This is a genomic window from Erwinia sp. PsM31, assembly GCF_030433775.1.
Lineage (GTDB): Bacteria > Pseudomonadota > Gammaproteobacteria > Enterobacterales > Enterobacteriaceae > Erwinia > Erwinia aeris.
Genome location: NZ_JARUWZ010000007.1, coordinates 139,716 through 154,333, shown reverse-complemented (window position 1 = coordinate 154,333; position 14,618 = coordinate 139,716). Strand labels below are relative to the sequence as shown.

Annotated in this window: 12 protein-coding genes; 5 read left to right on the top strand and 7 right to left on the bottom strand. The window is 57.3% G+C overall.

Annotation, left to right across the window (positions count from 1 at the left end; translation table 11 throughout):
• Positions 1-89: 89 nt before the first annotated feature.
• Complete coding sequence (locus QCD69_RS08475; protein ID WP_301251701.1) at positions 90-998, top strand: LysR family transcriptional regulator; 909 nt, start codon at positions 90-92, stop codon at positions 996-998.
• A 31-nt stretch (positions 999-1,029) separates the two neighbouring features.
• Here QCD69_RS08475 and QCD69_RS08470 read toward each other — a convergent pair whose 3' ends face one another.
• Positions 1,030-2,586, bottom strand: coding sequence for an ABC transporter substrate-binding protein (locus QCD69_RS08470; RefSeq protein ID WP_441004981.1), 1,557 nt, complete (start codon positions 2,584-2,586; stop codon positions 1,030-1,032).
• A 419-nt stretch (positions 2,587-3,005) separates the two neighbouring features.
• Positions 3,006-3,434 carry an OsmC family protein gene (locus tag QCD69_RS08465; RefSeq protein WP_125287630.1) on the bottom strand — a complete coding sequence of 143 codons (429 nt, stop codon included), beginning with the start codon at positions 3,432-3,434 and terminating at the stop codon, positions 3,006-3,008.
• 124 nt (positions 3,435-3,558) lie between these two features.
• Here QCD69_RS08465 and QCD69_RS08460 point away from each other — a divergent pair, with 124 nt between their 5' ends.
• Both QCD69_RS08460 and pepT read left to right on the top strand, forming a co-directional pair.
• Positions 3,559-3,738: a DUF2158 domain-containing protein gene (locus QCD69_RS08460; protein ID WP_125287631.1), complete on the top strand. Its 180-nt coding sequence runs from the start codon at positions 3,559-3,561 to the stop codon at positions 3,736-3,738.
• Between the two features lie 48 nt (positions 3,739-3,786).
• On the top strand, positions 3,787-5,025 hold the full coding sequence (pepT, locus tag QCD69_RS08455; RefSeq protein WP_301251697.1) for a peptidase T: 1,239 nt from the start codon (positions 3,787-3,789) through the stop codon (positions 5,023-5,025).
• Positions 5,026-5,070: 45 nt separating this feature from the next.
• Here the strand turns inward: pepT and QCD69_RS08450 are convergent, their stop codons facing one another.
• The 3 genes from QCD69_RS08450 to QCD69_RS08440 form a co-directional block, all read right to left on the bottom strand.
• Positions 5,071-6,729: a methyl-accepting chemotaxis protein gene (locus QCD69_RS08450; RefSeq protein WP_301251696.1), complete on the bottom strand. Its 1,659-nt coding sequence runs from the start codon at positions 6,727-6,729 to the stop codon at positions 5,071-5,073.
• Between the two features lie 207 nt (positions 6,730-6,936).
• Positions 6,937-8,466 carry a carboxylesterase/lipase family protein gene (locus tag QCD69_RS08445; protein WP_301251695.1) on the bottom strand — a complete coding sequence of 510 codons (1,530 nt, stop codon included), beginning with the start codon at positions 8,464-8,466 and terminating at the stop codon, positions 6,937-6,939.
• Positions 8,467-8,906: 440 nt separating this feature from the next.
• Complete coding sequence (locus tag QCD69_RS08440) at positions 8,907-10,235, bottom strand: MFS transporter (protein ID WP_301251694.1); 1,329 nt, start codon at positions 10,233-10,235, stop codon at positions 8,907-8,909.
• A gap of 309 nt (positions 10,236-10,544) precedes the next feature.
• Here QCD69_RS08440 and QCD69_RS08435 point away from each other — a divergent pair, with 309 nt between their 5' ends.
• A complete protein-coding gene (locus tag QCD69_RS08435; protein WP_253453985.1) occupies positions 10,545-11,468 on the top strand; it encodes a LysR substrate-binding domain-containing protein in 924 nt (307 codons plus the stop codon).
• Here the strand turns inward: QCD69_RS08435 and smrA are convergent.
• Together smrA and QCD69_RS08425 are read right to left on the bottom strand one after the other, a co-directional pair.
• On the bottom strand, positions 11,465-12,031 hold the full coding sequence (gene smrA, locus QCD69_RS08430; RefSeq protein WP_301251692.1) for a DNA endonuclease SmrA: 567 nt from the start codon (positions 12,029-12,031) through the stop codon (positions 11,465-11,467). The genes QCD69_RS08435 and smrA overlap by 4 nt on opposite strands.
• A 72-nt stretch (positions 12,032-12,103) precedes the next feature.
• Positions 12,104-13,057 (bottom strand): sugar-binding transcriptional regulator, encoded by a 954-nt coding sequence (locus tag QCD69_RS08425; RefSeq protein WP_253453982.1) that lies wholly within the window; start codon positions 13,055-13,057, stop codon positions 12,104-12,106.
• Between the two features lie 165 nt (positions 13,058-13,222).
• On the opposite strand from QCD69_RS08425, the gene dalD reads away from it, so the two are divergent.
• Complete coding sequence (dalD, locus tag QCD69_RS08420; protein ID WP_301251723.1) at positions 13,223-14,617, top strand: D-arabinitol 4-dehydrogenase; 1,395 nt, start codon at positions 13,223-13,225, stop codon at positions 14,615-14,617.
• Position 14,618 lies beyond the last annotated feature (1 nt).

The following is a 14,618-nucleotide window of genomic DNA, read 5'->3' as shown; positions in this document are numbered from 1 at the left end:
CACAATTATAAAAATATCAAACAAGCTTTGCTGCAAAAGCAAAGGTTCGCTGCACTACCAGGCAGCATGCACCATAAAGAGGCAGGTTTATGCTTAGTCCTGAAGTCCGCTATTTTCTGGCCGTCGCCAGTACAGGTTCGCTTAGCGCCGCCAGCCAGCAGCTGTTTGTGGCCGTTTCGGCTATCAGTCGTCAGATCCAGCGTCTGGAGGCGGATATTGGCGCGCCGCTGTTTGAGCGCCATGCGCGCGGTATGATCCTTAACGATGCGGGCAGAATTTTTGAGGGTCACGTCAGGCGAAGCCTGCTGGGCATGGAGCAGGCAAAAGCGGAAATCAAAGGCCTGAAGGCGGTACGGCGCACGGCGCTGCGCGTCGCCTGTACCGACGGCATGGCGTTCAGCCTGCTGCCGGGGCTGTGTTCGCGGTTCCGTCAGCTCAATCCGGCGGTCAGCTTTAACCTGACCGTAGGAAGCGTTGAGGAGGTGGCGGATATTTTGCGCCAGGGCGAATGCGATGTGGCTTTTCAGTTCAGCCTGCATCCGGAGCGCGGCGTCGAGGTGCTGGGCTCCTGGCCCGCGCCGGTGCTGATGGTGATGCGTAAAGACCATCCGCTGGCGGAAAAGTCGATCCGGCTGCAGGATTTATCCGCCTGGCCGATGGCGCTGCCCGATCGCGCTACCACGGTGCGCCAGCTGTTTGATCTCTCCTGTCAGATGAACGGCACCTTTATCGAGCCGGTACTCACCTGCAATAATTTCAGCACGCTCTATGCATTTTTACAGCAAAACCCGCTGGCGATCACGCTATGCAGCCCGTTCACGGTGCTGTTCCAGTACGCCGGGCTGGATCTGGCGCTGCGTTCTCTCGGGATCGATCAGCTGACCCAGCGTACATTGCAGGTTCAGACCGTGACCGGCCGTCAGCGTTCAGCGGCGCTGAATCTGTTCCTTGCCTATGCCTGCGAAGAATTAGGCAAGCACAGCGGGAACGGGCGCTGAAATGGCCCGCTCCCGCGCCGAATAGCCGCGGCTATTTAAGATCGACCTGCCAGAAAAGGTGTTTGCCAAAAGGATCAACCTGATAGCCCGTCACCTCTTTGCGTACCGGTTCAAAAATGGTGGAATGGGCAATCATCACCGCCGGCATTTGATCGTGCATCATCTGCTGCGCCTGGCGGTAAAGCGCCACGCGCTTCTGATGATCCTGTTCCGAGCGCGCCTCAGTAATCAGCGCATCAAACGGCTTGTAACACCACTTAGCCGAATTCGATCCGCCTTTCGTCGCGGTACAGCTGAACAGCGGCCCGAAGAAATTATCCGGATCGCCTGTTGCGGTGGTCCAGCCCATCAGCGCCGCCTGATGCTCGCCGTTTTTAACGCGCTGCAGATACTCGCCCCATTCAAAGGTGACGATATGGGCGTTGATGCCCACTTTTTGCCAGTCGGCCTGGATCATCTCCGCCATACGGCGCGCGTTGGGGTTGTAAGGCCGCTGAACCGGCATCGCCCACAGCTCTATGGCGGTGCCCGGCGCCACGCCCGCCTCTTTTAACAGCGCTTTAGCGCGCTGCGGATCGTAAGGATAATCCTGTAAATCGCTGGCGGCGCTCCAGACGTCAGGCGGCAGCAAATTTTTTGCCGTCGTGCCCGTACCCTGAAAAATAGCGTCGATAATCGCAGGTTTGTTGATCGCCATCGCCAGCGCCTGGCGCACCCGGACGTTATCCGTCGGGGCTTTTTGCGTGTTAAACGCCAGAAAGCCCGTGTTGAGTCCGGGTTTTTGCATCACCACCAGATTGCTGTCCGCCCGTATTTTGGGCAAATCGGCCGGGTTGGGAAACGGCATCACCTGGCATTCATTTTTGGTCAGCTTGGCGAGACGTACCGAGGCATCCGGGGTAATAGAGAAAACCAGCCTGTCCAGCTTCGCTTTCCCCTGCCAGTATTCAGGGAAAGCGCGGTAAAGAATGCGCGAATCTTTCTGATACTGCGCGAGCACAAAAGGCCCGGTGCCGAGCGGATCGCTGTCGACCTTCTCCGGCGTGCCCGCTTTCAGCATGGCATCGGCATAGTCAGCCGAAAGAATAGAAGCAAAATACCAGGCCAGATCGGCCAGAAACGGCGCTTCGGCATGGGCCAGCGTAAAGCGCACGGTGTGCTCGTCCAGTTTCTCGATATTTTTAATCAGCGAGCCGAACTCCAGGCTTTCAAAGTTGGCGTAGGTGCCGCCGGAAACGTTGTGATAAGGGTGCTGCGGATCTTTCTGCCGCATAAAAGAAAAAATTACGTCGTCTGCGCCAAAATCGCGCGTGGGATGAAAATAGCGGTTGCTTTGAAATTTTACGCCTTTGTGTAAATGAAAGGTGTAAACGGTGCCGTCAGCACTGATATCCCAGCTTTCTGCCAGGCTTGGCATAAGTTCAGTGGTGCCGGGTTTAAAGTCCACCAGCCGGTTATAAACGGTCGCGGCGCTGGCATCTACGCTGGTGCCTGACGTATAAAGCTGCGGATTAAAATTTTCTGGCGATCCCTCCGAGCAGAATACCAGCGTATTGGCCGCCGCGCCCGTTGCCGCTGCCAGTAGCATAGCGGCTGTTACTCCTTTCAATACCGATTGCTTCATCCCCTTCTCCCCTGATTAAAAGATTAAGTCAGTGCCGGATATCAATGCCGTGAAGCCTGAGTCGGAATCAAGCCGCAAACCACTATTAACCTTGTTTTATCCAAATAGCAAAGGGAATTCGGTTTGATATTTATCCATACAACTTACTGATGTTACGGTTAATCCTGAATGCGCGCCCCGGCAGAAGCGAAATAAAATAGCGCGTTGGAGATAACGCTGATTAAACAGACCTGCTGTTAAGATCGGCCAGGTTATTCAGAGGATGTTTACCGAGGGGATTTAATTAACGGGTAATTAGCAACACATTGCCAGTGCGCTATAAAGATATTTTCAGTAGAAAGAAGAAATAATACCCTGCCGGGCGGCAGGGTATCGGGGCCCGATTAGTTCAGCTTATAATCCAGCGTAATTTCCGCATTCATCAGCTGGGAAACCGGACAGCCCGCTTTAGCCTGATTGATGATTTCATCAAACTTAGCGCTGTCGACGCCCGGCAGAGCGATCTGGCTCTGCAGCGCGATTTTGGTGATCTTAAAGCCTTCGCCAACTTTATCCAGCGAGACGTCCGCCGTGGTGTCAATGCTGTCCGGCACCAGACCTTCGTTACCCAGCATCAGCGAGAGCGCCATCGAGAAGCAGGCAGCGTGTGCCGCGCCGATCAGCTCTTCCGGGTTAGTGCCCGGCTTGCCTTCAAAGCGGGTGTTGAAACCGTAAGGCTGTTCTTTCAGCGCGCCGCTTTCGGTGCTGATAGTGCCCTTACCTTTCTTGATATCGCCTTCCCAGTGTGCCTGACCTTTCTTATGAATAGTCATCAATATCCTCCCGTTTGCTTTGCGTGAAGGGTAAGTATAGTGACTTTTCAGCAGTTTGCTGACGAAGCACTTGCAAATGCTCATTTACTAACCGTTAATAGAAGGAGACCACAGGAGAAATACCATGTTTAAAACTGATGATATTGTGCAAAGTAAAACCGGCGGCCCAAAGATGGTGGTATTGCAGGTTAAAGGCGAGACGCTTTATTGTGCCAGAGTGGATGATGCCGACAAAAAAGAGATCGAGGTGCCTGCCAGCTCGGTCAATCTTTACCATGAAGACGGCGACTTTGGCGTTTGCTGATAAGCAGGGCCGCCCGGCCCTTTTCTTCTCTTAAGCACAGGATTGTCTATGTCTCAGCAACTGGCCAGCCAGTTAACCAGCCGTTTTTTCCGCTATCTTGCCGTCACCAGCCAGAGCGATGCCGCCGCGACCAGCCTGCCCAGCACGCCCGGTCAGCAGACGCTGGCTAACCTGCTGGCGGAAGAGCTGCGCGCCCTGCGGCTGGAAAAGGTGCAGATCGATGAATGCGCGACCGTTACCGCTGTCCTGCCCGGCAAGGCGCCGGGCGCGCCGCGTATCGGTTTTATCACCCATATCGACACCGTCGATGTCGGCCTCTCGCCCCATATTCACCCGCAGATTTTGCGCTTTGAAGGCCAGGATCTCTGCCTCAACAGTGAACAGGAGATCTGGCTGCGGGTGGCTGAACACCCGGAGATCGTCCCTTATCAGCATGAGGAAATTATCTTTAGCGACGGCACCAGCGTGCTGGGCGCCGATAATAAGGCGGCCGTTACGGTCGTGATGACGCTCCTGGAAAACCTCCGCGACGCAGCGACGCACGGCGATATCGTGGTCGCCTTTGTGCCTGATGAAGAGATCGGCCTGCGCGGTGCCAAAGCGCTGGATCTGGAGAAACGCTTTAACGTCGATTTCGCTTATACCATTGACTGCTGCGAGCTGGGCGAAGTGGTCTATGAAAATTTCAACGCGGCGTCGGCGGATATCCGCTTCACCGGCGTGCCGGCGCATCCGATGTCAGGCAAAGGCGTACTGGTGAATCCCCTGCTGATGGCCTGGGATTTTATCAGCCATTTTGACCGCCGCCAGACGCCGGAGCACACGGCCGGACGTGAAGGCTATATCTGGTTTAACGAGATGACGGCAAACGCGAGCGAGGCAAGACTAAAAGCCTCTATCCGTGATTTCGGGCTGACGGGCTTTGCGCAACGCAAGCAGCAAATCAACGAGGTCGCCGCCTTGATTGCCGGACAGTATCCGACCGGCAAGGTGGAGGTCAGCATCAGCGAGATCTACAGCAATATCAGCAACGCTATCGGCGAAGATCGACGAGCGATAGATCTGCTGTTTGCCGCGCTGGAGACGCTGAACATTACCGCGAAGGTTACGCCGATGCGCGGCGGAACCGACGGCGCGGCGCTGTCGGCGAAGGGCCTGCTGACGCCAAACTTTTTTACCGGCGCGCACAACTTCCATTCCCGCTTTGAATTCCTGCCGGTCTCCTCCTTTGTGAAGTCTTATCAGGTAGCAGAACAGCTTTGCCTGCTGGCCGCGCGGCAGGCATAAAAAAAGCGCCGGGTCACGGCGCTTCAGGCTAAGGCATAACGAGGATCAGAAAGAGACCCAGTCATCGGCGCTGGCTTTCGCCACGGCTGGTCGTGCGCTAATCGGCGCGGCCTTGACGTAAGGCGTCGGTGACGGCGTGGCGGCTGTAGCCGGTGAGAGACGGAACTTAGAAACGGAGAGCGTCAGCTCTTCGGTCTGGCGCTCCAGCGCGCTGGCCGCTGTAGAAACCTCTTCCACCAGCGAGGCGTTTTGCTGCGTCACGCTGTCCATTTCGGTAATGGCGGTGCCAATCTGCGAAATGCCCTTGCTTTGCTCTTCCGAAGCGGAGGCGATCTGCTTCATGATCTCCACAACTTCCGCTACCGCCTGTAGCATGTCGTCCATGGTGCTACCGGCTTCGCCAACCAGTCGGGATCCCTGATTCACGCGAGTAACGGAATCCGCAATCAGCGTTTCAATCTCTTTAGCCGCCCCGGCGCTGCGCTGGGCAAGGTTGCGCACTTCGCTGGCTACCACGGCGAAACCACGGCCCTGCTCGCCTGCCCGCGCCGCTTCTACCGCTGCGTTCAGCGCCAGAATGTTGGTCTGGAAAGCGATGCTGTTAATCACGCTGGTGATTTCCGCAATCTTGCGAGAACTGCCGGAAATGCCCTGCATGGTATCCACCACGTCTTTTACCAGCTTGCCGCCCTTGCTGGCGGTGGTTGAGGCGCTCTGCGCCAGTTCGCTGGCCTGACGCGCGTTGTCGGCGTTGAATTTCACGGTGGCCGTTAATTGCTCCATGCTCGCGGCGGTTTCTTCCAGCGCGGCGGCCTGCTGTTCGGTGCGGGAGGAAAGATCGTTGTTACCGGAAGAGATTTCCGCCGCGCCACGGTAGATATTATCCGTGCCGCTGCGGATGGCGCTGACGGCTTCCCGCAGGCTATCCTGCATGGCGCGCAGTAGCGGCATCAGCTTGCCAACGCAGTTGCGGCCGATATCTTCCAGCGGATGGCTCAAATCGCCCTCGGCGATGCGGCGGAAGTGCTCGCGCATTCCATCCAGCGGGCGCACCAGCATTTTTACCAGGTAGCGGTCGGTAAAAAGCAGGAGCAGCAGGCCGGCAATCACCGCCATAACAATGATCATTTTAGTCATATCGGTCAGGTGATCGACGGTGACGCGCGTCACGTCCAGCTTTTCGCCAGCGGCAAGATTGAATTTATCCACGCTGGCGCCAAAAGCGCGGCTGAGCGGCGGCGTCACGCTGGCGGCATGACGACGGAAATCGTCCAGCGACGCCTGCTGTGCCAGCTGCATCTGCGGCAGAACCCCTTCGTCCAGCAGCTTCTGCCAGCTGGCGATGACGGCAGCAGCGTAGCCTGGCGCCAGTGGGCCTGGCGCTTCGGCTTTGAAATCGGCCAGCAGCTTGGTCATGTTATCCAGCGCTTTTTGTACCGAGGCCATATCCGCAGCCGCCGTTGGGCTTCCCGCCTGGCGGGATTCCACTGCGCGCGTCAGACGAGTAATAAAGCGAAAATATTGATCGTTGCCCTTGCTCAGGGTGGTCATCTGGTTCACCAGCTCACGGTCAACCTCGTTGCCCTGGCCCAGCGAATTCAGCGCGCAGACGCTGTAAATGCCCACCGCCGTCCATAGCAGGCAGAAAAGCCCGAGGATCGACAGCATTACGCTGCGGATGGTAAAATCTTTTAGCAAATTCATAACTACTCCGTAACGATGTTAAAACCCGAGTGCTCGTCCTGCGTGGTGGACGCTTGACAGAAGTTATCGGCATCGCCAACAAAATCATGAGTAATTATTTCTTTCTTATTCAGGGCGTTACTGACCATAACGCAGCGTTAAGTCCTTGCTGCGCCTGTTATTTGTTTTTTTAATCCGTTATAAATCCAGCGGGACGATGTTAAAAAATTATTCCCGGAGTTTAACAATATTTTTCATCAGCAGGCGAAACAGCTGCATCCGTCTGCGCATAAAGTTTTTCTCCAGCCTGAGCGTCGGGCCCGTTTCGCCGAAGCGCATCATTACGTCTGTGCCAGGCTGCCAAACCGGCCAGTTGGGTTCGCCTTCGAGCCGGTGAGAAAAGAGGCTGGCGTGGCGGGCAAAATTCAGCCAGTAACCGCTAACCTTTTTAGCAAACTCGCGATCGCCTGCGGTAAAGGGGCGATCGCCCATTTGCGTGGTCAGCTCGTCGAGGGTATTGAGCGTATAGGGGATCTCATTGCCGTGCCAGGTTCCGTCAGGATAAAGGTCACGCGAATTTTCTGATACGTAATCGAAGTAGTAGCGCCAGACAGGGATACCTTTGCGGGCGTGGGAGAGCGCGGCGATATAGCCCATGGCGGTAAAAGTCATATCACGCGCCACCTGCCTGCCGAGCTTGTCGTCATCATACAGGCCGTCGTACAGCAGGCGGATCATTTTCATACGCAATCCCAGGCGCTGCGTGGCGCGCAGCTGCCGGATAATCAGCGCGGGATCGACCCCAAAATAGCTGAGGACGCTGGCCTCATCGCTGTTGCTGCCGATCATTAACGGCAGTTTGTGCTGGGCGGCGTTGTTAAAGACTTTCAGCATGGGTACGGGTAAAACCCGATCGCCCGCTATCGCCACCGGGCCGTTAGCCAGCGAACTCTCCAGCGGCCAGAAGGCGTCGGCAGGCAGCGCGCGCAGCTGCTCCGCCGTGGCGTGCGGCAAATCAAAATGGCGGGCCAGCTTTTCGCCGTTTGCCAGCGCCTTTTCGCGCGGCAGATCGGGCAGCGCATAGGGGCTTTGCGCGATGCCTTTATGAAACAATCCAACCGAAAGCGGCGAGGAAAAAAGCGAAAGCACGCTGCGCGCGCCGGATGATTCTCCGAAGATCGTCACGTTATGCGGATTGCCGCCGAAGGCAGCGATATTACGCTGTATCCATTGCAAAGCAGCGATTTGATCCAGCAGCGCAAAATTATTGACGACTTCGCCCGACGCATACTCTTTATCCAGCGCCGGATGCGCAAAAAATCCCAGATGACCCAGCCGATAGTTAAGGGTAACCACCACCACGCCCTGCGAGGCCAGCGGCTGGCCGATATAGGGCGCCAGGCCCGCCGCGCCAATGGTAAAACCGCCGCCGTGGATCCAGACCATGACCGGCATTGGGCCCGCCGGCTCCGTTTCCGGCGTCCAGACGTTCAGATAGAGACAATCCTCACTGAACGCGCCCGGATCGCCGCCGCCCACCGCCATGCAATATTGCCGGTTCTGCCAGCTGGCCGCCCCCCATGCCGTGGCGTCACGCTCTCCCTGCCACGGCGTTACCGGCTTCGGCGATCGCCAGCGATACTCGCCGACAGGCGGCGCGGCATAAGGTATTCCCCTGAAAACAAAAACGTCCTTATCCAGACTGCCGCACAGGGTCCCTTCTGCCGTCCTTATCCTTATCAAGCGTTCGTTTTTCATTGCTGCGTCCTGAGTAATCTGCTGACTATTATTTGCAAGCGCCACGGCAAAGTCCAACAGGTGACCTCATTTACAGAAAATGCTTACGGTTCCTTAACATTTGCATCATGCTCTTCCAATTTTTCTGATTATTAATCAAATGATTATTATTTATCGAACCGTTCAGTTCATGCTGTAATTTGCAGTCTGCTAATCAACAGAACCGGGAAATCAACGTCGTTCTTTTGCAAGGCGTAAGGGGATATTTACAGCCAAAGTCAGCTCAAGCCACATCGTTTCCGACACGGCTTTGATAACGAAATGACGACGGCGGGCTGAAAGCTATTACCGCATCGTTTCCGACACGGTTTGATAACGAAATGACGCTGGCTGGCTGAAAGCTATTACCGCGCCGTTTCAGGCATGCGTTTGACGACGAAATGACGACGGCTGGCCGGAAACTATTCTTCGCTACGCTGGTGGCCGAAGCGGTATTTCGCCAGCAGCATCAGCGAGGTCAGCACAGCCGGAATAGCCAGGCTGGAGAAAACTTCCGTAATATGCCAGCCCATCGCCAGCATCTGCGCGCCGGCAAAGGCGCTGAGAATAGCGCCCATGCGCCCTACGCCGTGCATCCAGCTGGAGCCGGTCGCGCGGGCGTGGGTAGGATAATAGCTGGCCGACAGCGCGTTCATGCCGGTATTAGCCCCGTTAAGGCAGAAACCGCTGCAAAAAGCGACCAGGCTCAGGATTAGCGTATTTGCCGGCGCGTAGCCAATCGCTACCGTCGCGATAGCGCCGGTAAAGTAGATGGCGGCCAGCGCCAGGTTGGCGTTAAAGCGATCCATCATCCAGCCGGCAAACAGCGAGCCAACGGTGCCGCCGGCCTGATACATGGCGGTCACCAGCGCGGCCTGCGTAACCGTCATGCCCATATCTTTCACCAGCGAAGGTAGCCAGCTGCCGATCAGATAGACCAGAAACAGCCCCATAAAGTAGCTGCCCCACAGCAGCACGCTGCCGGAGAGATAAGGTCGCGTCAGCACCAGCTTCACCGCGCCCTCGCGCTGCGCTTTTTCCGCCATGGCGAACTGGCTTCCCTGCTGTACCTGGCCCGGCGCCATTTTTTCAACTATCTGCCGGATGCGCTCTACGGGCGCCTGCCGCGACAGCAAAAAGCGCACCGATTCCGGTAACCATTTCAGCAACAGCGGCACGATCAGCAGCGGTAGCAGCCCGCCCAGAATCAGCACGGCGTGCCAGCCGTAATGAGGGATTAGCCAGGACGCAGCAAAGCCGCCGCCCGCCGCGCCGAAGGTAAAGCCGCAGAACACCACGGTAATAATGAAAGCGCGCTTGCGCTCGGGAGAGTATTCCGCCACCAGCGTGCCCACGTTGGGCATGGCCGCGCCCAGACCAAGGCCGGTAAGAAAGCGGAACAGCATCATCTGATCGGCGTTATGCGAAAAGGCGGTCGCCAGCGTCCACAGGCCAAAGAAAAAAACGCTGCTGATGATGATGACGCGACGGCCAAAGCGATCGGCTAGCGGGCCGGCAAACAGGGCGCCCAGCGCCAGACCGATCAGCGCGGCGCTGATGATAGCGCCCAGCTGCTGCGTGGTGACGCCCCAGGAAACCTTAAGCGCCGGCGCGATAAAGCCCATCAGGGCGATATCCATGCCGTCCATCGCCACTACCGCAAAGCAAAGGGCGATAATACGTTGCTGATAACGAGTGACGCCGCCTTCGTTGATCAGGGCGCGGACATCTGTCGCAACAATACTCTCCACGTTAACGCTCCATGGCCAGCAGTGTGCAAAGCGGCTGGCGTCGGTTCCGAAAAAAAGTGTTGGCTATCATAACGGATTGTTATCGATTTCACCCGGTGAATTACCCGTTTGCGTAGCAATTTCCCCGAAAAAAGCAAGCATCCGCAAGGAAAAAAAGGGCTTTTATCAGTAAAGGTGATGAGGCTATTGCCTCCGGGCGGCGAAAAGTGATGGAAAAACGCCCTTATGTTAATGAAATTTTGCAATAAGGTTAACAGTATTCCAACGCGCCGCTTGCCTGCCCGCCACCTTGCTGACTACGCTGCAGTTATGGAAAAAAATTACCTGTTTAATCAGCGCATTCGTCTGCGCCATCTGCATACTTTTGTCGCCGTGGCGCAGCAAGGCACGCTGGGGCGCGCCGCCGAGGTGCTGTCGCTTAGCCAGCCTGCGCTGTCAAAGACACTGAACGAGCTGGAAGAGATGGCCGGGGCCAGACTGTTTGAGCGAGGCCGTCTTGGCGCGCAGCTGACCACGGCGGGCGAGCAGTTTCTGACCCATGCGGTGCGGATTCTGGATGCGCTTAACCATGCCGGTCAGTCGCTCAGCCCCGTGGCCGCGCGCGATCCGGCCGTGCTGCGCATCGGCGTGTTAACCACGGTAGCGCTGGGGATGCTGCCTTCAATTCTGGAACGCTTTCACCAGCAGCAGCCCAGAACGCTGGTTCAGGTCGCTACGCTGCACAACAACGTGCTGCTTGCCGGACTGAGAGCGGGCGAATTTGAAGTTGGTATTGGCCGCATGGCCGAAACGGAGATGATGACCGGACTGACCTACGAGCTGTTGTTTCTGGAGTCTTTGCGGCTGGTGGTAAGGCCCGAACACCCGCTATTAAGTGACAACGTCACGCTGTCGCGGGCGCTTAACTGGCCCGTAGTGATTTCACCGGAGGGCACCGCGCCGCGCCGTATCGCCGATGCGATGCTGAAAGATCACGGCTGCCGCCTGCCGGACGCGGTAGTGGAAACCTCTGCGACCTCGCTCGCCCGTCAGCTGGCGCTTCGCTATAACTATGTCTGGTTCGTGCCTTCCGGCGCGATCAAAGACGACCTGCTGCATAATGCGCTGGCCGCGCTGCCCGTCGCCTCACATGGGCCGGGCGAACCGGTTGGCATTATTACCCGTACCGGCGCGCCCCTTAGCCGCAGCGCCGAAGTGCTGATGGCGACCATCCGTAAATCCCACTCCGGCTAGCGGCTGCGCTTGGCGTGCCGTTCGCGGTTGTCCAGGCGCGCCTGCTCGCTTTTACGTAGCCCCACATAGCAGGCGCCGTTGCCGCCGTGCTGCGGCTGAGCGCTGCAAAACGTCTGCACCTGATCAAACTGCTGTAGCCAGCGCGCCAGATAGCTGCGGACGATATTGGCGTGCGATTCGTCCTCTTTGCCTTTACCATGCACGATCAGCAGATTGCGGTAATTTTCGCGCTCCGCCTGCAGCATAAAGCTGTAAAGTGACTGACGGCAGATTTCTACCGGCTGACGCAGCAGATTAAGACTGGCATCGACCTGATATTTTCCCAACCGCAGCTTATCCAGCACGCCCTGCTGGATCCCCTCCGCTTTGTATTCCAACGGCGTTTCCCGGGGGATAACGGTCAAAAAGCCGCTGGTCAGCGGATTATCCAGCTGCTGCTCTTCCTGGCGCTGGCGAGGCGATTTCGTCGAAGGGGATTTTAACCAAAGAATGTTGCTGCAATCCTTGAGCGGCGTAACGTCTTCCATCGCGTCTTTAAACAGGTCTTCATCATTAAAGCTCATGATACAGGTTCCCCGGTGGCCACGATTAAGGATAGTGTAATGGTATCCTCACCGGGCCGCTCTGGCAAAACTTCAGGCGGACGCCGCCAGCGCATAACGTGCGCTCGCCTCGTCGGTGACCAGCCCGCTGATCCAACCGCCCTTTAGCACGGCGGCTATCGCCCGATGCTTTTCGCTGCCTCCCGCAAAGGCGACGATATTGCGTTGGGTATGGGCCGTCAGCCGCACGCTGGTCAAACGGCTGTCCAGAGCGGTTGCCGCTCTTTCGCCTTCCTCACCGATAAAATGGCCAAGCATCTCTGCGGCCACCCGATCCGCCAACAGCGTGGTCACTTCATCGTCGCTGATAAAGCCATCCGCGTTCAGCGGGCAGCCCGGCGAAACCTGACCAATGCCAACAAACATAATATCCGCCTGGGCGGCCTTCTCCGTAACGGTGCGGTAGATGCGATGATTGCACCACAAATCGCGATCGTCGACGCTGTCGGCATACAGCGGCGCGGGCAGGATAAAATAGCGTCCCTGCGTTTTTTCCGCCATCCACAGCGGCACATCATAACGGGTGCAGGAGCCGTCACTGGCGATAGCGCCGATCAACGAAACGCAGCTGTGCTGCGGCCTGTCCAGCTCTGGCAGCTCGTTGATAGTGGCCCGCAGGGTTCTTCCGGATCCTACCGCGACAATTTGCGGGCGCTCGCTTTTCAGCGTTTGCGCCATCACTTCCGCACCCGCTACGGCAATCATCTGCTGTAAGCCGCCGCCTTCCACATTGCCAGACGGCACTACCTGACAAAACGCCAGGCTGAATTTTTCCTGTAGCTGCTGCGCCAGCGTCATGCAGTCGGCCACGGCATGATTGACGCTGACGCTCACCAGCCCCTGTTCTGACGCCAGCGCCACCAGCCGCTGCGCTACCTGACGCGATACGCCAAGTTTTTCAGCGATATCCTGCTGGGTTTCTCCCGCCACGTAATACATCCAGGCTGCTCTGGCCGCCAGATCCAGCTTTTTGTCGTGCTTGCTCATTGTGATATCCCACTCCTTAAGCCAATCCGAATAATTGCCCGATTGACGGGCAAAAGCAAATTTTGTGATCGCTCCCGCAGACCGTTGGTAAAAAATTCACCAGGCTGTAACGCAACTAAGCAAAAGCTCAACACAAGAGCAAAAGCCCATTTACAGGAGAGAATGATGACCGCTGCTTCCCCCTCTGTCTGGTTACATATCGGCGCCGGTTCTTTTCATCGCGCCCATCAGGCCTGGTATCTGCATCGTCTGTTGCAGCAGGACGGCCCGCGCTGGGAAATCGCGCTCAGCAATATTCGCGATGATGCCGTGCCCTTGCTGAATGCCCTGACGCAGCAAAACGGCGAATACGTGCTGGAAACGGTCACCCCAACAGGCGAACGTCAGTATGAGAAAATTACCTCAATCAAACATATCGTCCCGTGGGACGCCGGGCTGACGGCTATGGTTGCGCGAGGCGCAGACGCCGCCACGAAAGTGATCGCCTTTACCGTCACCGAGAGCGGCTACTACCTGGACAGCGACCACCGTCTCGATCCGCGTCACCCTGATATTACCGCAGATTTGCAGGGCGAAGCGCGCACGCTTTATGGCGCGTTACGCCGCGTTTTGCAGGCGCGAATGCAGGCGCACGGTCAGCCGGTTACGCTGTTAAACTGCGATAATCTGCGGCATAACGGCGAGCGTTTCCGTGAGGGCTTTCTCGCTTTTCTGCGTTTATGTCACGACGATGCGCTGCTGGCGTGGGTAACGGAGCAGACGACCTCGCCCAATACGATGGTGGATCGCATTACTCCGCGCCCGACGGCGGATATCGCCCCGCGCGTGCTGGAAGCGACCGGTTTTGCCGACAGCGCACCGGTTATGGGCGAAGCCTTTATTCAATGGGTGGTTGAAGATAACTTTGCCGCCGGACGACCTGCACTGGAGAAGGTCGGCGTGACCCTGGTCGACTCCGTTCTGCCGTGGGAAGAGGCGAAAATCCGCATTCTTAACGCCAGCCACAGCTGCATCGCCTGGGCAGGGACGCTGGTCGGACAGGACTTTATTCACCAGAGCACGCAGACCCAGGCGATCAAAGAGATGGCCTGGGAGTATGTGACCCAGGACGTTATTCCCTCGCTGTCGCCCAGCCCGCTTGAGCTGGAAGCATACCGCGACGTAGTGTTGGCCCGCTTTGCCAATCCTTATATCCGCGATACCAACCAGCGAGTCGCGGCGGACGGCCTGTCAAAAATCCCGGGATTTATTACGCCGACCCTGACGGAATGCTACGCCCGTGGCGAGACGCCTCGCGCTACGGCGGTGCTGCCCGCGCTTTTTTTCCTGTTTTTACAGCGCTGGCATCGCGGCGAGCTTCCTTATGTCTATCAGGATGGCGCGCTGGAAGCAGAAAGCTGGCACCGCATCATGGCAAGCCCGGACGCGCTCGCACGTTTTGCCGCCGACGAGGCGCTGTTTGGCCCGCTTGCCCACGATACCGCCTTTGCCACGCTGCTGGCGGAGACGGTTGCCACGCTCGATGAATGGGCCAAAGTCCCTCAACCGGTGAACGAGTAAG